Source organism: Paenibacillus sp. JMULE4, from assembly GCF_013337105.1.
Lineage (GTDB): Bacteria > Bacillota > Bacilli > Paenibacillales > NBRC-103111 > Paenibacillus_G > Paenibacillus_G naphthalenovorans.
The window spans coordinates 179,288-198,507 of sequence record NZ_SGWF01000014.1 but is presented as its reverse complement, the minus strand read 5'-3'; the positions used below and the strand labels follow the sequence as shown (position 1 = coordinate 198,507).

Below are 19,220 nucleotides of genomic sequence, written 5' to 3'. Positions count from 1 at the left end.
AGATGGCGGCGGTACAATATTTAAATTCGTCTCTGGTGATGGATTCGATTCACGATCCTTTGACGCCTGAGGATTTTCAGACGATAGCGAATCTGGGCAGAGGTCTGTACAATCTGCATTCGTTATCGGGGGTAGCCGACACCTATCTGGTGAATATGGAAATGGATTGGATGATCAGCAAACTCGGGTTTACAACGATCAAGGAATTTTCTGACCGGAATGTCCTGGATGAATATGCGGATTATCCGCAAAATTTGTTTTGGCTTGCTTCCGGTTCCGGTCAAGGAAAGCAGGATAACGGTGTTCGAGAAAAGGAGGGGGACCGGATTCGCCTGATCGTCAAGCTGCCGATGATTGCCACGTCGACGGCACCCAAGGCCTTGCTGCTCATAGATATGTCCCATAGCGAGCTGGAACAAGATTTGGCACAGGACAAAACCTTGGGAGATATTTATATTTTGAATCGCGAACGGGTTCCTTTTTTGTCCAATCCGGGTTCTGTTCCTATACAGGATGTGGTCATGGAGAAGCTGAGGACCGTGACCGATGCCAGCGGTTATTTTGAAGGAGACGCTATGGCGGTTAACTATAAGGTGTCTCCCTATAATAATTGGACATATGCTTCCGTCGTATCCATTGAGGGAATGACCAGGGAGTCCAAAAAAATTGCTATGTTAACGTTAAACGTATGTCTGGTTATCTTTGTCGTGATCGCCGCCATTGCTTTTTACGGGAGCCGGCGAATGTATTCGCCTATCCGAAGACTGTTTGTCATTATGGAACAGATCGGAGGAGAACCCGCCGATTCAAAGAAGAAAGATGAGTTCGCTTTTATCGAGGACCGGTTCCATGCTTTATTCAGTACGCGAAAACAGCTGCAGCAGCAGCTTCATGGGCAGCTTTCGCAGATGAAAGAGTTTTTTTTGCTTAAGCTGTTTATGGGGCAAATTACGGAGAGTGAATTTTTGTTTAAAAGCGAGACTTATGGTTTCGCCGGCAAGGGGAAGGCTTTGGGGGTGCTGGCGCTGCAAATCGATTCCCTGCAGGAAACCCGATATATGGAAAGCGATAAGGAACTGCTTCTTTTTGCGATCAATAATATCGTAGGCGAACTGCTGCCCGGCCATCGCTTGGTTGGCGCCTTGCTTTTCGACCAGTCTCAGGTATCGCTGTTGACCGGGGACACGGACGAGCCCGCTGAGAACAAGGCGTATTTTCATCAAACGGCCGAACAGATTAAATCGAAGGTTCATGAGCTGCTGCAGCTTAAAACAAGCATCGGGATCAGCCGTTCGTTTTTCCGGTACACCGATGCAATGAACGCTTACTCCGAAGCCTTGGATGCGCTGAAACGGAGAATTAGACTTGGAAGCGATATCATTCTCCATTATGACGATTTCGTCCCGGCGCATGGAGATGTCAAAAGCCTGATTCCTCCATTACATCATCTGGAAGACTACATTGTGAATGCGTTTACATCCGGAGATGCCGAATCGGCGATGGAGCATTTTGATCATTATGTGGCTTCGATCACGGAGAGAGACATCCAGTTTAACGACTATCAGGTTTTCATGCTTCAATTGGTTGCACGCATCTATCAATTGGTTCGGAATGAAGGAGGGAGGCTGGACGGTCTGATCGGTTCCAATTCCGCCGTAACGCAATTCGTGAAGTTGAATACGGTGCAAGAGGTGTCGGTATGGTTTAAGACGGAACTGCTGCCGCCGACCATTGCGTTTTTTAAAAAACGTGCGGATTCGGAATATATTAATACCGCACATCAAATGGTTCAAATGATTCATGAGCAATATGATGAGGATATATCGCTCGAGTCGTGCGCAGCGGCGCTCAAATTTCATCCGGTGTATTTAAGCCGGGTGTTCAAGAAGGAGATCGGCGTTACGTTCATTGAATATTTGACGGATTACCGGATGACGATGGCAAAAATGATGTTAGAACATACCGATCTGAAGATTACGGAAATCGCGGACCGTCTCAATTATACGAATTCAACCGGCTTTATCCGGACATTCCGGAAGCTGACGGGGATGACGCCGGGACAATACCGGCAAACCCTTTCCAAATTAAAGTAGACGCAGGCACGGCATGCGGATTTGCCTCGCATGTTTAGACGTATCGTATGAAACAAAATTTGCAGCATGACTTGATGAGGTGGTACATCATGTTAAAACAGGCAGCGGTCGCGGTTTGTTTTCTGTTTGTATTGTTGTCGCCGGTATTACCGCAATCTTCAACGATGGGCAGCGAGGGCTGGAGCGCTATAGCGATTCTGGCCTTGGCGGTCGTCCTTTGGTTAACCAACGTCATTCCAGCCTCCGTCACCAGTATGATGGTCGTCGTTCTCGTCTCGCTGCTGGGCATCCTGCCGTTCGAACAGGCTGCGCAGGCGCTGGGCGAAGAAGAAATATGGCTGATCTTATCCATGCTCATCATGGGAGTGGCGGTGGAGAAGTATGCTTTAGACAAGCGTCTTGCCTATAATATGCTGCTGTTGGCGGGAGGCAGCGTCAAATCGATTATCTTGTACCTGATTGTGATCGCATTTTTGCTTACGTTTTTCATGCCGAACGCATTGGGCCGGTTAACTGTGCTTTTGCCGGTAAGCATAGGGATGATTGAAACCATGAAAGAACAAGGTGGCGCCCATTTCGGGAAATTAGTGCTCCTCACCGTCACTTTCGTACCCTATGTCAGCACGATCGGTCTGCTTACGGGAGCCGGGGGCTCCATTTATGCCGTAGGATTATTTGACTCCATGTTAGGTCATCGGTGGAGTTATGTGGACTGGATGCTGCTGATGATGCCGATTGTCGTCGTCGTTCTCGCCGCTATGTGGATGCTGCTCCTTTATTTATTTCCGCCCGAGACAGCCGTATTGACCGGAAGCGATCGGTTTTTCAGACAGGAAAAAGAGAAGCTCGGCCCTATGACTGCAGCGGAGAAGAAACTGATTGCACTCTATCTGCTGCTTGCGCTTCTTTGGATGACCGGCAGTTTGCACCATCTTCCGATAGCCCTGACCGGCGTTCTGGTGGTCACGCTGTTGTTCATTCCAGGCATTCAATTATTAACCTGGAAAGAAGCGATGGACAAGGTGGATTGGGGAGTTCCGCTGTTGTTTGCCGCCGGCTTTGCGCTGGCGGATGCTCTCAATGAAAGCGGCGTGGTAAGATGGGCCTCCGGTTTGGCCACGAGCTTATTGGCGGATCTGCCGGCAGCCATTCTCGCCGCTGCCATGATGACGGCCTTTATTCTTATTCGAATCGGATTTACCAACTATACCGCCATGGTGGCTTCCTTGCTTCCCGTGGCATTGACGTTCGCCGCCGGAAGCGAACTGAATCCGCTCTGGCTCGGGATGCTCTGCGTAGCGGCCAGCAGCATCGGTTATTTTATCCCGACCCAATCTGCCGGCAGCATGACTACCTTTGCTATGGGATATTACACGGGGAAGGATTATCTGGTCGTCGGCAGTTGGATCACCCTGCTTCTTTTCCTGGTTACGATGCTTGCCGCTTTCTTCTATTGGCCGCTGCTCGGCCTGAGCGTATATCCCGGATAATTCAGATAGTTTAAAGCGATTCGGCACCAGAGCCAATGGAGTCAATCAAAGAAGAAGGCTGCACCGCACTTGCCCAAGCCGGTTAGCAGCCTTCTCGTTTGTTTTATAACGATTTGCGGTAAATCGCAAGGACATCTTCACGGTCGAGGGATTTGAAGTGTCCGAACACGCCCCTGGCCATCGCTTTGTCCGCCATCAGCTCCAACTTCTCTGCGTTGATGCCATAGTCCGCCAGCCGACTGGGTGCGCCGATGGAGGACCAGAAGGAACGAAGTGCCCGAATGCCTTCCAAAGCCGTTTCGCGGTCGCTCTTGCCCTGGGGATCAATCCCGAATACATTAACGGCGAATTGCTTGAACCGTGAGACGCCTTCATCCAGCACATGTTCCATCCAGTTAGGGAAAAGAATCGCCAATCCTCCGCCGTGCGGAATGTCGTAGACGGCGCTCACGGCGTGCTCAATGTTATGGGTAGCCCAGTCACCGCGGATTCCCATGGCAAGCGTGCCGTTTAAAGCCATCGTCCCGCAGTACAGAATCGTTTCGCGGTGTTCGTACTGCTTCAGATTTTCCAGCAGCTTGGGCGCTGTGGCGATCACGGTACGGAGAATGGTTTCACAAAACCCGTCCTGGACCGGGGTATTTCCGGTATGGTTGAAATACTGTTCTATCACATGCGACATGATATCGACGATCCCGTAAACCGTTTGGTCTTTGGGCACCGTATAAGTAAACTCGGGATTGAGGATGGAGAATTTGGGGAACACCAGCGGACTGCTCCAACCGTACTTTTCCTGCGTTTCCCAATTGGTGATAACGGAACCCGAATTCATCTCCGATCCGGTGGCCGCCAAAGTAAGCACCGTACCGAGAGGCAGGGCTTCTTCAGCCGTCGCCTTGCGTGTAATAATATCCCATACATCGCCTTTAAACTTGGCGCCAATGGCAATGGCTTTAGCACAATCGATGACGCTGCCCCCGCCAACGGCGAGAATGAAATCAATCCCTTCTTTTCGGCAGAGGTCGATCCCTCTTTGTACAGTGGTCAATCGGGGATTTGGTTCGACGCCGCTTAATTCATGCACGTGAGCATCAAAACCGTTCAACCGGCGCATGACTTCATCGTAAACCCCGTTTTTCTTGATGCTGCCTCCCCCGTAAACAAGCAGAATCTTCCTGCCGATGGGCGGGATTTGCGTACCGAGATGCTCCATTGTATCTTTACCGAAATAAAGTCGGGTCGGATTATAGTACATAAACGTATCCATAAGTTTCCTCCGATTGATTAGAATTTTGGATAGCAGGATCAAACCATTTCCTGTGCTCCCCCCATTATACCAAATGACTTCATCGCAACCAAAAAAATTAAGCCGGATCAAGCTCCAAAAAGAATAAATTGTGCTATACTATTGCATGGAATTTACAAAACATTAATATTTCCAAAAGAGTGGGGAAAACATGGGAGAACTGCAACTTTCACTTCGTCGATACGGGCTTGTTACGGTGCGCCGTCTGCCCCTGCTTTTATGTTCTCTTTGGATTGTATTTTTGGTAGAGCTATTAAGCCGCGGCCAATGGCTGGATGCCTTCGGATGGACTTTCGATGCGGTCCCGGAGCTGCTTCTCAATACCTTGATTGTTTTAGGCTTATTGCTATTTCTAACGGCGCTCACGGGCAGCATACGTCTTTCGTTTTGGCTCATAGCCGCATTATGCTTAGCTTTCGGGCTGATCAGCGGAATTAAACTGGAAATTTTGGGCGTGCCTTTTTTGCCATGGGATTTGCTGTTGGCCAGCGAAACGAAAGATATGACACCGTATCTCGGCGGTCTGCTGAGCTTTACGGTCATGTCCGGGTTCATTCTATTCTTTGTGATCAGCATTCTGCTGCTTTACAAGCTTTCGAAGACAGCGCTTCAGATAGGCAGAAAGCAGCGGGTTGCGATGGGGCTGATTTCCGCCTTGCTGCTGGTTTCTATCTATAACGACGGAGAGCTCTCGTTAACCAGGCTGGCAAAGATCAAAAATATCGCATACGACCAAACGCTGAATGTAAAAACCAACGGCTTTTTGTTAACGACCATGATGAATTTAAAATATCTTTTCCTGAAAGCGCCGAAGGGGTACGATGAGTCCTCCATTCGGTCGATTGCCTCGGGCGTCACTCCTGCGGTAACGCAGGCGGGGGACGTCAAGCCTAATATTATTATCGTTTTGAGCGAATCGTTCTGGGACATCACCCGGGTTGAGGGATTGAAGTTTAGTCGGGATCCTCTGCCGTTCTACCATTCGTTAGTCGAAAAGTATACAAGCGGCACCCTGCTGTCCCCACAGTATGGCGGCGGGACCGCAAATGTGGAATTTGAAGTGCTGACGGGCAATTCGATGCGCTTTTTGCCGCAGGGCTCGATTCCGTATAACCAATATATCCATAAAGCAACCGATTCGCTTGCGAGCATTTTGAGGCGTCAGGGGTATGAAGCTACGGCGATCAACCCGTTTCACAGCTGGTTTTACAACAGCAAGAACGTATACAACCATTTCGGCTTCTCCAAATATATTTCGCAGGAATTTTTTGAACCGGATTACGAGGGACCTTATATAGCCGACCGGGCTGTGGCCAAATATATCATTCAATCAAGCGATGAGACGCCGGGACCCGATTTTGTTTTTGCCAATACGATGGAGAACCATTACCACTATTCCCCCGGGAAGTTCAAGGAAAATACGATTCAGGTGACCGGAGTGACCGGAGAGTCCAAGGGTCTTATTGAAACGTATGCGCAAGGGCTCTTGGGTGCGGACGATATGCTTAAGCGTTTGGTGACGCACTATGAGCAAAAGGGAGAGCCGACGATCATCGTTTTCTTCGGCGATCATCTGCCAAGTCTCGGGGATAACTACAAAGCGTATAAAGACTGCGGCTATTTGCAGGAGAACGACCCGAATTTTCTTGACAAAATGTATCGTGTTCCGGTTCTTGTATGGAACAATTATTTGCCGGAGCACAAGGAACAGTTAAATATGAGTCCATCATTTCTGGGGCCTTATGTGCTGAAGCTGGCGCAAAGACCCGGCAGCTATTATACCGATTATTTGTATCGGCTCGCTCAGCACACTCCCGTGATTCCTCCCAAAAATTACTATCCGCAAATGGGAATCGACGAGGAGGCGTTAAAGGAATATGAAAAGCTGCAGTACGATATTCTGTTCGGAAAACAATACGGCTATGGCGATTGGAAAAACACCATTAAAGACCCGGCTTATGTTTTAGGCTTTGGCGATCTGCAGATTGATCATGTTCATGTGAATGAAACCGGCCGGGAACGGATTGTCAAAATCACCGGCAGAGATCTGCCGCATAATAGTATCTTGCATATCAATGATAAACCGGTGAAGACAGCATGGACCGATAAACATGAATTGACGGCTATTGTCGAGCCGGAGACGGAGGCGGAGTTTCCCTGGAAGCTGGAGATTGTGGTCGAGGATTCCAAGGGTCATATCGTAGCCAAATCGAATGCTTATGTTCAAACCCGGATGACAGCAGCGGATATGCCATAAAAAGACCTTCAATACCTAACAGGAGTCTTCCATTCCGCGAGAAGCGCCTGGAAGCCGATATTTCCGGAACGGACTTCGGAACTGTCGGCTTTTTTCAATTTGGACAATACCCAGCGGCGAATATAATTGAACGTTGGCTGAAAAAATCGGATCCGCCGTGCCGCGGTCATTTCGATAATCTATTGACAGACGGTGGTATTCGGTGAAACAATAACATAAAGCGGAGGGAAGAAGCTGTCATGGCATTGGCATACCTTCCGTACACGATTGGGCAGACCGCGGCAGGAGGAGGACAGGCCCGTTTCGGCCCCGGTTTCCGGAGCGGACTGAAAAATAAGTCTTGCTGGTGAACGCTCCATCCGATATAGTAGAATAAACCTGAGTTACAACTCCAAAGAAGTGGGGGTGTCCATCCTTTGCCGATCATTCAGTCGGTCGAGAGAGCGCTGCGCATTCTGGATCTGTTCGACGAATACCATAAAGAATTGAAGATCACAGAAATCAGCAGCCGGATGGACTTGCATAAAAGCACGGTTCATTCTTTGTTAAAAACATTACAGGAATATCATTATATCGAACAAAATCCGGATAACGGCAAATACCGGTTAGGGATGAAGCTGCTGGAGCGAAGCAGCCGGCTGGTCCAAAGCCTGGATATTCGGCAGGCGGCCAATCCTTTCTTGCAAAAGCTTTCCAAAACGACAGGGCAAACCGCCCATTTGGTTATTCTGGATGGGAAAGAAGGCGTTTACATCGATAAGGTGGAAGGCGATAAAGCCGTCATACGGTATTCCCGTATAGGCCGACGCATTCCACTGCACTGCAGCGCCGTAGGGAAAGCCCTTATTGCCTTTAAATCGCCGGAGCAGATCCGCTCCATTCTTAAAGGGTACGAATATCAAAAGCACACGGAGAAAACAATCCGGACCGAAGACCTGAATCCGTGACAAACTTAAGTCCACTCCGCCAGAGAGGGCAGTATATGGAAAAAAGTAATCGGAAATCCCCCCATCAGCTAAAGATTCGTGATGAAAACAAATCTACAAATGACAGAATCCATCAAGCAAGGCATGCTCAATAAGCCTTGCTGTTTACGGTAAGGCCGGAACAGGGAAGAGCAGTTTGGGTTGGTCTGGATGGCGAAAAATGGATTCAGGCAAACGCTTGGTACACTCGTCGTACGGTCTGAAACCAGGGACTGTATCGCCCAAAATTGAAAATCGTTTGACGAGCGTGTCGGCTGACTCTAGCCGCGATGTACACGATGTTTTGAATCACGGTGCGGATGCGGCGACGTTGTACGCCTCCCCGAATCGGAGCATCGTCTTGGCGCAAGCTTTCCTGCCCCATGATGCGGAGCAGGTTGTAAGCGAACACCCCCGCGTGCAAAACCAGATCGTTGGTATCGAATTTGCCGGCGGGCAGTCGCTCCAAATCCAGATCCGTCTTCAGCTCACTATGAAATTGTTCGCTCGTGCCGTGATCGCGATACAACTCGATGACACGCCACGGCGAGCAGGTAAGAGAAGTCCAATAGACGTTCACTTCAATTTCCGGGAACAGGAGCATCTGACCTTCACGGTCGATCGTCCGTACGATCACTTGAAACACTTGACGAAGGGCTTGATCGAAGCCTTTTTCGGGAAAGGCGATCACGCCCATGTATTCCGTCTTGCCGGGGCGCTGCTCACAGGCCATGCCCTTGTCTTCGGCGATCCGTAGCCAACTTTCCTTGGATGTATTGCGCAGATTGACCTTGATGATATAATCGACCTCTGGCTCAGCATGACACACCTGCAGATTTTCCAGACTGTCGTGAGCGGAATCCATCCGCACGAGAAGGCGCTCTTTCGTGATGCGCCGGGCATACTGGATGCTTTCGCGCAGAAAATCAGCGCCATCCTTCTGACTGTGCGTGCTGCCTTCCCGAAGCTGCACATTCACGCTATACCCCTCCTGTCCGAGGTAGGCGAAAATGGGGGCGTAGCCGAACGTGCCTTTGTAGGTCAACGAAACACCCTCTTTTTTCGTACCGGAGTTATCGAACGGAGAGACATCGATATCCAGCGGAATCACCGTATGCTCGCCTGCTGTCAGTCCGGTTACAGGTGCTTTTACGTTTCGAATCAGATCGGCGGATTCTTGAAGCAGGATCTCGTTCCAGTTGGCATTCATCGTTTGAGCTGCGGCATCCAGACGCTGACGGAGCGTCGGGCTTGACGGCACCTTGCGGACACCGAGGCAGGTTTGGAATACGGGATCTTTTCGGAAAGGTTCGATGTGGTCGAAGTCGCTTTTGCCTTGGCAAAGCAAGCCAAGATAGCTGGTCATGACATCGCCATGACTGTGAATCGGGTTCTCCATTCCTTTCACGGTGGAGCGATTGAGACGCTGCGGCAATCGGGTATGGGAAAGCAAGGCGCCGACGGTGGCCAGGCCAGCATGCGTAGTCAACAGAATTTCCTTAGATTGGGTGAATTGGATTCTCATATGTAGCACCTCGCAGGTGAAAGTGGATCATTCATGGTTCCTTTAAAATTCACCATCGGAGATGCGATTTCCTTTCTTTTTCTTCTTTTTCACAGAAGAACTATCACGGATTCAGGGAAGAGGCTTTTTACAGGAACTGGAGCGTGTAAGAAAGCGGGGATATGCTACGGATGATCAGGAGAACGAGCCTGGGGTTTTCTGTATCGCCGCGGCGGTCAGGGACCATTCGGGGGAAGTGATTGCGGCGATCAGCGTATCGATGCTCAAAGCGAGAGTGACGGATGAGGATAAAGAGGAGTACGTCAAGCTCCTGCTGCAGACCGTCGGAGAGCTTTCCGAGCGGATGGGATACGGCGTCATGCTCAGGTGAACACGCGGGCGGCAAGCTTGTATAAGCTTGACCCGTTTCTTTTTAGCTAAATTATAAAACCAAGTTTTATAATATAAAACAATAACCGGGTAAAAGTCCGGTGGCAAAAGGGAGAGAATGACATGAGTGAATTATTGACATCTATCATGGGAACTCAAGGCGAACAATTATACCGGCTTCATACACATGCTCAAGGTCCTCAAGGTACGCTTCCACTGACGCCGGACATGCTGCTCCATGAGCCGAGCGGGAATCTGTTCGGGCTGACGCAAAACGTAGGGATGGGCTGGAAGCCGTCCGAACTGAACGGCAAGCAGGTGCTGCTGCTCAGCACCCAGGGAGGGATTCGTGCGGAGGACGGCCGTCCGATCGCGCTCGGGTACCATACCGGCCATTGGGAAGTAGGGCTGCTGATGCAGGATGCGGCCAATGAAATCCGGAAGATCGGCGGAGTGCCGTTCGCAGGGTATGTCAGCGATCCGTGCGACGGAAGAAGTCAGGGCACCGAGGGGATGTTCGACTCGCTGCCTTATCGCAATGACGCCGCCATGGTCTTCCGCAGATTGATCCGTTCGCTTCCCACACGCAAAGCGGTCATCGGCATCGCTACCTGCGATAAGGGCCTGCCGGCGATGCTGACGGCTCTTGCAGCCATGCGCGAGCTGCCATGTATCATTGTCCCCGGGGGAGTGACACTGCCTCCTTCAAACGGGGAGGATGCCGGTAAAATCCAAACGATCGGGGCGCGATACTCGAATGGAGAACTGTCACTGGAGGATGCGGCGGATCTCGGCTGCCGGGCATGTGCGACGCCCGGCGGGGGCTGTCAGTTTCTGGGTACGGCCGCTACGGCACAAGTCGTCGCCGAAGCGCTCGGACTGACAGTTCCGCACGCGGCGCTTGCTCCGTCCGGTCAGCCGATCTGGCATGAGCTCGCCCGCCAGTCGGCCCGCGCCGTCATGACGCTGGAGTCGAAGGGGCTGCGCACACGCGACATCGTCACGGATGCGGCCATTCGCAATGCGATGGTTGTCCACGCGGCCTTCGGCGGCTCCACGAACCTGCTGCTGCATATTCCGGCCATCGCTCATGCGGCCGGCTGCACTATCCCTGCCGTTCAGGATTGGGACCGTGTCAACCGCGATGTGCCGAGGTTGGTCAGCGTTCTGCCGAACGGTCCCGTGTACCATCCGACGGTCAGGGTGTTTCTGGCAGGAGGGGTGCCTGAGGTCATGCTGCATCTGCGCAAGCTCGGCTTGCTCGACGAATCGGTTCTTACCGTAACGGGCGAGACGCTGGGGACTGTGCTCGATTGGTGGGAGACCTCAGAGCGGAGGGCAAAGGTGCGCGAGGCGCTGCAGCAATTGGACGGGATCCGGCCCGATGAGGTCATCATGAGTCCGGAGCAGGCACGGGCCCACGGAATGACGTCCACCGTCACGTTCCCGACCGGAAATATCGCGCCGGAGGGCTCCGTCATTAAATCGACCTCCATCGATCCGACGGTTGTGGGACCCGGCGGCGTTTATCGCCATAAAGGGCGGGCGAAGGTGTTTACTGCTGAACGGGATGCCATCCGGGCCATCAAGACCGGAGGCATTGTGGCCGGCGATATTATGGTGCTGATCGGCCGCGGCCCGATCGGCTCGGGAATGGAAGAGACGTACCAGTTGACTTCCGCGTTGAAGCATCTGCCGTTCGGAAAGCATGTGACGCTGATTACGGATGCGCGATTCTCAGGTGTATCCACCGGCGCCTGTATCGGCCATGTAGGTCCGGAAGCGCTTGCGGGCGGGCCGATCGGCAAGCTGCGGGACGGTGACTGGATTGAAGTCGTGATTGACCGCGAACGGCTGCAGGGCAGCCTGCATTTTGTCGGCGAAGGGGACACCTTCTATACGCCCGAGGAAGGAGCCGAGGTGCTGGCCCGGCGATCGCCTCATCCCGGTCTCGCCCCTGACCCCGGTCTGCCGGACGATACCCGCTTGTGGGCGGCGCTCCAAGGGGCCAGCGGCGGAACGTGGCGCGGCAGCGTGTATGATGTGGACCGCATTATCACGCTGCTCGAAGCCGGCAAGAAAGCGCTTGGATGGTAAAACGTGCGGTGTGCTTGGCCGATGTACAGCGTTAAAGCAAACAGCCGAAGGGTGGCCTGACCCCTCGGCTGTTCAGCTTCAGGGCACAACTCGTGTCCGGTGCGCTTATCGGGAGCAAAGAGGTTTTACAAAAATAGGGTTGGCGTGATAGCATGAGGTCAAAGGTTCGCCTTAAAAGGTTTAAAGCATGGATGCTTTGAAGATGATTCTGATGAAAACAGGGGAGTTGTGATCATGGTTCAAGCCGGTCTTGTCGTTTGTGTAGGAGAGCTTTTAATCGATTTTTTTTGTACAGACATTGATGTCGATTTAAAGAAAGGCGCTAATTTTGTCAAGCAAGCCGGCGGAGCCCCTGCGAATGTGTCGGCGGCCGTCGCCAAGCTGGGGGGAAATGCGGCGTTTGTCGGCAAAGTAGGCAGCGATCCGTTCGGCGGGTTTCTGATCGAGGTGCTCGATCAGGCCGGCGTCGTTACGCGGATGATTTCCAAAGACGATACGGTGAAAACGACCATGGCTTTCGTTTCTTTGCAGGCGAACGGGGAGCGGGACTTTGTCTTTTACCGCGGCGCCGATGAGCGGCTGACCATAGCCGATGTGGATCTGGAGTACATATCCAAAGCGCGTGTGATGCATTTTGGTTCGGCAACAGCCCTGCTTGGCGGCGAATCCCTCGAAACCTATTTTGCACTGATCGATCAGGCCAAAACAGGCGGAATATTCGTCTCTTTCGACCCGAATTTCCGGACCAATCTGTGGCAGGGAAGAGAAGCCGAATTCATCGAGCGTTCGCGCAAAGGGATCGGACAAGCCGATTTCGTTAAGGTGAGCGACGAGGAGCTGCGTCTGATTACCGGGCAAGAAGATAGGCTGGAGGGCGTGCGGGACATGCATCAATGGGGGGCGCGCGTCATTGCCGTCACGCTGGGGAAGGAAGGGACGCTGCTTTCCGCCGCCGGGCAGCACGCCGTGATTCCGAGCGTCGCCATCAAGTCTGTCGATTCCACCGGTGCCGGAGACTCGTTTGTGGGCGCAACCTTGTTTCAGCTGGCGTCCGCGAAGGACCCGCATGCTTTGTGCGACAACTTTGAAGCGTGGAAGAGCATCATTGCCTTCTCCAATAAAGTGGGAGCCATGGTTTGTACGAAAGTGGGGGCGATTGCCGCGCTGCCGTCTCTGGAAGAGGTGGAACGGTTCGGTTAAGAGACGGGAGGGCCCTGAGCTTACCGATGATGCAAGGGGATTTGCTTGCGGCAGAGCTTTTTCGATACTTCTTTCACAAATGAAAAACTACTTTTCACATATGAAAAAAAGATTTATAAAAAACATTTATATAAATATCGTTGACACACATTCATTATGTAATTAGACTGTGAAATAATGCATAAATTTAACTATTTTTGATTTCATAGTTTGCATTAGGATTTTCTATATCGAAAGGAGAAATGAAAAATGAGTGGTCAGACAAGCGGAAGTTATACAATTATTTTGCGAATGGAGCTGGAACCCAACGTAGCATTCATTCAAATCGCTAATGCAATTCATGAAAAAGGCGGCGAAATCGTTGCCGTAGATATTGTGAACCGAAGCAAACAAAAAACGATCAGAGATATCACGGTGTCCGTTTCAAACAGAGAAACCGAAGCTGAATTGATTGAAAACGTTCGCAACGTGCCGGGGATTAAAATCGTCAACATATCAGACCGTACCTTCCTGATGCATTTGGGAGGAAAGCTTGAAGTTCGTTCGAAGGTTCCGATTAAAAACAGGGATGATCTGTCTCATGTATATACACCGGGTGTAGCCCGTGTATGCATGGCGCTTCATGAAGATCCTTCCAAAGTTTATTCGTTAACCATCAAGCGGAATACGGTGGCGGTCGTCTCCGATGGTACCGCTGTACTCGGGTTGGGCGATATCGGTCCGATTGCCGCGATGCCGGTGATGGAAGGTAAAGCGATGCTGTTTAAAGAAATGGCGGATATCGATTCCTTTCCGATTTGTTTGGATACGAAGGATACGGAAGAAATCATCAGGATTGTGAAGTCGATCGCACCGGCGTTCGGAGGCATTAACCTGGAGGACATTTCCTCGCCGCGCTGCTTTGAAATTGAAGAAAGATTAAAAAAAGAACTGGATATTCCTGTTTTTCATGATGACCAGCACGGAACCGCCGTGGTGATGCTGGCGGGATTGATCAACGCATTGAAAATTGTGAACAAGCAAATCTCTGACATTAAAGTGGTGTTCAGCGGAGTCGGCGCGGCAGGCGTGGCTTGCACGAAAATGCTGATCGCGGCCGGAGTCAAGCATATCGTCGGTGCGACGAGATCCGTAGGTATTATCAACCGCAACGCTACATACGAAAACCCCATGCTGCAATGGTATGCGGAGAATACGAATCCCGACAATGTGACGGGAACGTTATCCGACGCGATGCAGGGGGCGGATGTATTTATCGGCTTGTCCGGTCCCGGCGTGATTACGGTAGACGATTTGAAAAAAATGGCCAAAGACCCGATTGTCTTTGCGATGGCCAATCCGACTCCGGAGATTTTACCGGAAATTGCGGAGCCATATGTACGCGTCATGGCTACGGGAAGATCCGATTACCCGAACCAGTTGAATAATGTGCTGTGCTTCCCGGGGATTTTCAGAGGTGCATTGGATTGTCAGGCTACCATCATTAACGAGGAAATGAAACTGGCAGCCGCCTATGCGATCGCGTCTATTGTAGAGGACGCCGAACTGAACGAGCAGTATATTATCCCAAGCGTGTTCAATAACCGTGTGGTTGAGGTTGTCAGAAGAAAAGTCATTCAGGCGGCAGTGGATACAGGGGTAGCACGCAAAGTTCCGCATGAATTTGCATAATCCATCGTCATTCCAAAGTTGTAAAACAAGCCGTCTTTGCGGTTGACCGCAAAGACGGCTTGTTTTTTTGCTTGCCCATCGGTCGATTCGGAGAAAAAACGGTGCGTGCGAATAGCGGCAGGTTCGGATAAGGCATAATAAGACGAACCCCGTGCACTATATTTTAAACGTAAGGATGAGCAGCTTGAGAAAGATAGCGTGCGGCTTCAAACTCTGTTTCATGCTATTCCTGCTGACCTTGTCGGCCTCCCTCTTGGCACAGCCGCTGGCCGCGGCTCCGAAATCGGACAAGACCAAAATCGAAATAACGGATGGATTGGCAGAAGAAGGCGTCTATTTGATCATCAATAAGACCTCGAACCGGTTGACTGTAGTTCTGAACGGACGGGTTGCGTATTCCTTTCCTGTCGCTACCGGCCGGACAAAGCAGCTCACTCCTACAGGGCGCTTTCATATTGTCACCAAGATCGTCAAGCCATGGTACGTGCGCAAGCGAATCCCCGGCGGCGATCCGCGCAATCCGCTCGGCAGCCGGTGGATGGGGATTAATGTGCCGGGAACAGGCGGCTATACCTATGGTATTCATGGAACCAACCGGCCGTATTCGATCGGCAGCAGCGCATCTTCGGGTTGTATTCGGATGCATAACAGAGATGTCGAATGGCTGTTCAGACATATTCCGCTGGGCATCGTGGTGATTATTCTGGAGTAGCAGGCTTAACGGTAAAAGGTCAGGTAGGGCTGCGACGGGCAAATCAGCGGGTCATACCGGGCAACCATTGAAAAGGGACTCCGAAAGGGGTTCTTTTTTTACCTAAAAGGACGGGGTTAAATTTTCTTCAGCCAAATCGATGGGCGAATGATGTCGCAATTGCTGCCGCAAGGCATACCATAGAGTAACCTCCAAAATTTTTCACGGACGGGGGGCGTCAACTATGGATCAGTCCATGCCCGTGCTGCTGATTATCTTGCTTTTTTTACTGCTGGTGATCACCCTTTTGCTGCTGTATTGACCGGAAAGAGAAGACGCTCTGACGAAGAAACAGCCCGATCCGCTTTAGGGTGGACCGGGCTGTATGATTTTAGAATCCTTTATATTGCGGCTCTTCATTTTCAAGCTGCTGCACGCGTGAGCTGACTTGATCCACAATCGCTTGTGTTTGCTGGGCGCAATTTTCAAACAGCGTCTTGGCTTCCTGATTTTGCGTCTCTAACGCAAAGCTTTCAAGGCTTGCTTGCGCGCTCTTGAGGGATGCCAGCGTCGTCTTTACTTGGGATGCAACGGTCATTGATATCACCTCCACAAAAAATAATATGGCTCAGTCTTGAGGATTTATGAATGTAAAAAAACTCCTATTAATAACAAAAGGGATTTCGGCAAATAATTGAAACGTTACGTTTTAACCACCGGAAAGGGAGAGAATCCATTGCATGATTGGGCGCATATCGCGATCCGTTCGGCAGGAGCCATTACGATTTTATTTTTAATCACCCGTATACTTGGCAAAAAGCAAATTTCTCAGTTAACCTACTTCGAATACATACTCGGTATTGCGCTTGGTGAACTGATCGGATTTATGTCCATTGATCTCGAATCGCCTTTTATGTACGGCGTGATGGGACTTTTAGTCTGGTTTTCCATTCCTTATATCCTCGAAATCCTTGCCTTAAAAAGTAACCTGCTGCGGAAATGGTTCGACGGCACCGGAACCGTGATGATCAAGGATGGAAAAATTATGGAAGACAATTTGAAAAAAGAACGTTATACCGCCGATGAGCTTTTGGAGCAGCTGCGGATCAAAGGTGTCTTTAACGTGGCTGATGCGGAGTTTGCCGTTCTTGAGCCAAGCGGGGATCTCAGCGTTTTGTTAAAGCAGGAACAACAGCCTTTGACTCCGCAGCATTTGGGCATTCGGGTTGCGCCGCAGCGGGAAAGCCAGACGGTCATTATTGACGGGAAAATCAGGGACGAGCCTTTGGCTACGGCAGGGCTCAGCCGGGAATGGCTTCAAACGGAATTGGAGAAAATAGGCGTTACCTTGGAAAATGTGTTTGTCGGACAAGTGGATTCGTATGGTCAGCTGTATGTTGATTTATACGACGATATGCTGAATGTTCCGCCAATGAATCAAAAGCCGCTGCTGCTGGCTACTTTAAAAAAGTGCGAAGCGGATCTGGCGTTGTTCGGGCTGTCTACGACAAACGAAGAGGCAAAACGAATGTATGAACAAGGTATGGAGAAAATAAAAGACATTATCGGGCAGGTCGAACCGTTATTGAAACGCTGAACAGAAAAGGGGGATGCGAAAATGACCACCAAATCGAAAATGAAGAAATTGACCTGGACGCAGCAGGAATACCAAGAGCTTGCCAAAAAGCGGGAGCCGGCCCGGCCGGTGCTGAAAAATTGCCTGAGGGCCTTTGCGGTCGGAGGCTTTATATGCTTGATCGGCCAAGGAATAATGGAAGTGTTCATCCGGTGGTTCGGGTTCACAGAGAAAACAGCTGGCAACCCGACGGCCGCCGTGCTCATCTTCATTTCGGTTTTGCTGACATGCTTTGGGGTATACGATAAAATCGCCCAATGGGCGGGCGCCGGGTCCGCCGTTCCTGTGACGGGCTTTGCCAACTCGATATGTTCTGCGGCTTTGGAGCATAAAAGCGAAGGCTACGTGCTCGGTGTCGGCGGAAACATGTTCAAGCTGGCCGGCTCTGTTATCGTATTCGGAACCGTGTCGGCCTTCGTCATCGGCCTTATTCACTTGATTCTTGGAATGGAGGGCCGTTAAATGCTAAAGGGATATCAGAGCTGGGAGTTCAAGAAGCGTCCGGTCATCATGGGAACGGCGACCATCGTAGGGCCGGATGAAGGCAACGGACCGCTGGGAAACGAATTCGACATTGTGCATGCCGATACCAAGCTCGGACAAGACAGTTGGGAAAAAGCCGAGAAAAAAATGCTGGAAGAAGCTGCCCAGCTTGCATTGGAGAATGCGGGGGTGACCAAGGAGCATATTCAATTTTATGTCGGCGGCGACTTGTTGAACCAAATCATCAGCAACAGTTTTGCCGTGCGGACGATGCAAATTCCTTATCTCGGTATTTTCGGCGCTTGCTCTACTTCGATGGAGGGATTGGCTTTGGCTTCCATGATCGTGGATTCGGGCTATGGCTATCAAGTGTTAACGGGAACGTGCAGTCACAACAGTACCGCGGAAAAGCAATTTCGTTACCCTACGGAATACGGCTCGCAGAAGCCTCCCACCGCCCAATATACGGTTACGGGAGCGGCTTGTGCGGTTGTGGGGAACCGGGGCAAGGGACCGGTCGTAACAGGAGCTACGATCGGGCGCGTCATTGATATGGGGATCAAGGACCCTTTTAATATGGGTGCGGCGATGGCCCCGGCGGCCGTCGATACGCTGCAGTCACATTTCCGTGATTTCAAACGGGAGCCGGGCTATTATGACTTGATTTTAACAGGCGACCTGGCGAGTGTAGGCTATGAAATTGCATGCGAATTACTGGAAAAGCATAAGGTGCCGATCAAGCAGACCCGTTACTACGACTGCGGTCTGATGATGTACGATTTGGAAAAGCAAAGCGTCCAAGCGGGAGGGAGCGGCTGCGCCTGCTCGGCTACCGTAACCTACGGTCACGTCTTGAAACGGATCCAAAAGGGAGAACTGAAAAGGGTGCTGATCGTTGCGACGGGAGCGCTGCTCTCCCCGCTTTCGTTTCAGCAGGGGGAGAGCATTCCCTGCATTGCACACGCGGTAGCGATTGAAAGCGAGGTGAATTAGCATGAATTGGATGCAGTTTGTCTGGGCTTTTCTCATCGGCGGGGCGATCTGTGTGCTGGGGCAATTGATGATGGATATCATGAAGCTGACGCCGGCGCATACCATGACCACTTTGGTGGTAGCCGGAGCCATCGTGGACGGCATTCAGATCGGCGACAAAAGCTTGTATGAACGCTTTATCGAGTTTGCCGGCGCCGGGGCTACCGTGCCGATTACCAGCTTTGGCAATTCCCTTGTGCACGGAGCGCTGAGCGAATTGAAAACGCATGGCGCAGTCGGAATCATCACGGGCATCTTTGAAGTAACCAGCGCGGGGATTTCTGCGGCCATCATTTTTTCATTCCTGGCCGCCCTCGTATTCAAGCCGCAAGGATAACGGCGGCAGCGGAGACGGAAGCTCCGAGAACCTTGGAAGCGCGCGGCGCCAACGCCCGGCCCTGAGGT

Annotated in this window: 15 protein-coding genes and 1 pseudogene; 13 read left to right on the top strand and 3 right to left on the bottom strand. The window is 51.2% G+C overall.

What is annotated here, in order from left to right; all coding sequences use genetic code 11:
- The first annotated feature begins 2 nt into the window (after nt 1–2).
- Nucleotides 3–2,093, top strand: a complete 2,091-nt coding sequence (locus EXW96_RS13800; RefSeq protein WP_254611379.1) for a helix-turn-helix transcriptional regulator — start codon at nt 3–5, stop codon at nt 2,091–2,093.
- Nucleotides 2,094–2,182: 89 nt separating this feature from the next.
- A complete protein-coding gene (locus EXW96_RS13795) occupies nt 2,183–3,583 on the top strand; it encodes an SLC13 family permease (protein WP_174350768.1) in 1,401 nt (466 codons plus the stop codon).
- A gap of 103 nt (nt 3,584–3,686) precedes the next feature.
- On the opposite strand, the gene EXW96_RS13790 is transcribed toward EXW96_RS13795, so the two are convergent.
- Nucleotides 3,687–4,850, bottom strand: a complete 1,164-nt coding sequence (locus EXW96_RS13790) for an iron-containing alcohol dehydrogenase (protein WP_054820146.1) — start codon at nt 4,848–4,850, stop codon at nt 3,687–3,689.
- A 190-nt stretch (nt 4,851–5,040) separates the two neighbouring features.
- Between EXW96_RS13790 and EXW96_RS13785 the strand changes: the two genes are divergently transcribed.
- Both EXW96_RS13785 and EXW96_RS13780 read left to right on the top strand, forming a co-directional pair.
- Nucleotides 5,041–7,146: an LTA synthase family protein gene (locus tag EXW96_RS13785; protein WP_082660672.1), complete on the top strand. Its 2,106-nt coding sequence runs from the start codon at nt 5,041–5,043 to the stop codon at nt 7,144–7,146.
- 416 nt (nt 7,147–7,562) lie between these two features.
- Nucleotides 7,563–8,081: pseudogene (locus EXW96_RS13780) on the top strand (IclR family transcriptional regulator); the annotation flags it as partial.
- Between the two features lie 217 nt (nt 8,082–8,298).
- Here EXW96_RS13780 and EXW96_RS13775 read toward each other — a convergent pair.
- Nucleotides 8,299–9,636, bottom strand: a complete 1,338-nt coding sequence (locus EXW96_RS13775; RefSeq protein WP_027093557.1) for an IS1380 family transposase — start codon at nt 9,634–9,636, stop codon at nt 8,299–8,301.
- A gap of 61 nt (nt 9,637–9,697) precedes the next feature.
- On the opposite strand from EXW96_RS13775, the gene EXW96_RS13770 reads away from it, so the two are divergent.
- The 5 genes from EXW96_RS13770 to EXW96_RS13750 all read left to right on the top strand — a co-directional run bounded on the left by EXW96_RS13770 (nt 9,698) and on the right by EXW96_RS13750 (nt 15,685).
- Nucleotides 9,698–10,006 (top strand): IclR family transcriptional regulator domain-containing protein, encoded by a 309-nt coding sequence (locus tag EXW96_RS13770; protein ID WP_174350766.1) that lies wholly within the window; start codon nt 9,698–9,700, stop codon nt 10,004–10,006.
- 122 nt (nt 10,007–10,128) lie between these two features.
- A complete protein-coding gene (locus tag EXW96_RS13765; protein WP_062407461.1) occupies nt 10,129–12,102 on the top strand; it encodes a YjhG/YagF family D-xylonate dehydratase in 1,974 nt (657 codons plus the stop codon).
- Nucleotides 12,103–12,336: 234 nt separating this feature from the next.
- Entirely contained in the window at nt 12,337–13,302 is a 966-nt protein-coding gene (locus EXW96_RS13760; protein ID WP_062407463.1) for a carbohydrate kinase family protein, read from the top strand.
- A gap of 249 nt (nt 13,303–13,551) precedes the next feature.
- Complete coding sequence (locus EXW96_RS13755; RefSeq protein ID WP_174350765.1) at nt 13,552–14,973, top strand: NAD-dependent malic enzyme; 1,422 nt, start codon at nt 13,552–13,554, stop codon at nt 14,971–14,973.
- A 184-nt stretch (nt 14,974–15,157) separates the two neighbouring features.
- Nucleotides 15,158–15,685: a L,D-transpeptidase gene (locus tag EXW96_RS13750; RefSeq protein ID WP_254611378.1), complete on the top strand. Its 528-nt coding sequence runs from the start codon at nt 15,158–15,160 to the stop codon at nt 15,683–15,685.
- 370 nt (nt 15,686–16,055) lie between these two features.
- Here the strand turns inward: EXW96_RS13750 and EXW96_RS13745 are convergent, their stop codons facing one another.
- Nucleotides 16,056–16,262, bottom strand: coding sequence for a DUF1657 domain-containing protein (locus EXW96_RS13745; protein WP_054818526.1), 207 nt, complete (start codon nt 16,260–16,262; stop codon nt 16,056–16,058).
- A gap of 138 nt (nt 16,263–16,400) precedes the next feature.
- Between EXW96_RS13745 and EXW96_RS13740 the strand changes: the two genes are divergently transcribed.
- From EXW96_RS13740 to spoVAE, 4 genes are read left to right on the top strand one after another with little or no spacing between them, the layout of a single operon-like run.
- Complete coding sequence (locus EXW96_RS13740) at nt 16,401–17,261, top strand: DUF421 domain-containing protein (protein WP_174350764.1); 861 nt, start codon at nt 16,401–16,403, stop codon at nt 17,259–17,261.
- A 21-nt stretch (nt 17,262–17,282) separates the two neighbouring features.
- Entirely contained in the window at nt 17,283–17,762 is a 480-nt protein-coding gene (gene spoVAC / locus EXW96_RS13735) for a stage V sporulation protein AC (RefSeq protein ID WP_062407469.1), read from the top strand.
- Nucleotides 17,763–18,776 carry a stage V sporulation protein AD gene (gene spoVAD, locus EXW96_RS13730; RefSeq protein WP_062407471.1) on the top strand — a complete coding sequence of 338 codons (1,014 nt, stop codon included), beginning with the start codon at nt 17,763–17,765 and terminating at the stop codon, nt 18,774–18,776.
- 10 nt (nt 18,777–18,786) lie between these two features.
- The gene (gene spoVAE / locus EXW96_RS13725; protein WP_062410852.1) at nt 18,787–19,152 is read left to right on the top strand and encodes a stage V sporulation protein AE; all 366 of its coding nucleotides are present in this window, start codon (nt 18,787–18,789) and stop codon (nt 19,150–19,152) included.
- The last annotated feature ends 68 nt before the right edge of the window (nt 19,153–19,220 follow it).

Excerpts from the sequence above, each read along its gene's own strand:
- EXW96_RS13790 (WP_054820146.1), bottom strand. The coding sequence starts at position 4,850 with ATGGATACGTTTATGTACTATAATCCGACCCGACTTTATTTCGGTAAA.
- EXW96_RS13745 (WP_054818526.1), bottom strand. The coding sequence starts at position 16,262 with ATGACCGTTGCATCCCAAGTAAAGACGACGCTGGCATCCCTCAAGAGC.
- EXW96_RS13800 (WP_254611379.1), top strand. The coding sequence starts at position 3 with ATGGCGGCGGTACAATATTTAAATTCGTCTCTGGTGATGGATTCGATT.
- spoVAE (WP_062410852.1), top strand. The coding sequence starts at position 18,787 with ATGCAGTTTGTCTGGGCTTTTCTCATCGGCGGGGCGATCTGTGTGCTG.
- EXW96_RS13760 (WP_062407463.1), top strand. The coding sequence starts at position 12,337 with ATGGTTCAAGCCGGTCTTGTCGTTTGTGTAGGAGAGCTTTTAATCGAT.
- EXW96_RS13785 (WP_082660672.1), top strand. The coding sequence starts at position 5,041 with ATGGGAGAACTGCAACTTTCACTTCGTCGATACGGGCTTGTTACGGTG.
- EXW96_RS13775 (WP_027093557.1), bottom strand. The coding sequence starts at position 9,636 with ATGAGAATCCAATTCACCCAATCTAAGGAAATTCTGTTGACTACGCAT.
- EXW96_RS13795 (WP_174350768.1), top strand. The coding sequence starts at position 2,183 with ATGTTAAAACAGGCAGCGGTCGCGGTTTGTTTTCTGTTTGTATTGTTG.
- EXW96_RS13755 (WP_174350765.1), top strand. The coding sequence starts at position 13,552 with ATGAGTGGTCAGACAAGCGGAAGTTATACAATTATTTTGCGAATGGAG.
- spoVAD (WP_062407471.1), top strand. The coding sequence starts at position 17,763 with ATGCTAAAGGGATATCAGAGCTGGGAGTTCAAGAAGCGTCCGGTCATC.
- EXW96_RS13765 (WP_062407461.1), top strand. The coding sequence starts at position 10,129 with ATGAGTGAATTATTGACATCTATCATGGGAACTCAAGGCGAACAATTA.
- EXW96_RS13770 (WP_174350766.1), top strand. The coding sequence starts at position 9,698 with ATGCGATTTCCTTTCTTTTTCTTCTTTTTCACAGAAGAACTATCACGG.
- spoVAC (WP_062407469.1), top strand. The coding sequence starts at position 17,283 with ATGACCACCAAATCGAAAATGAAGAAATTGACCTGGACGCAGCAGGAA.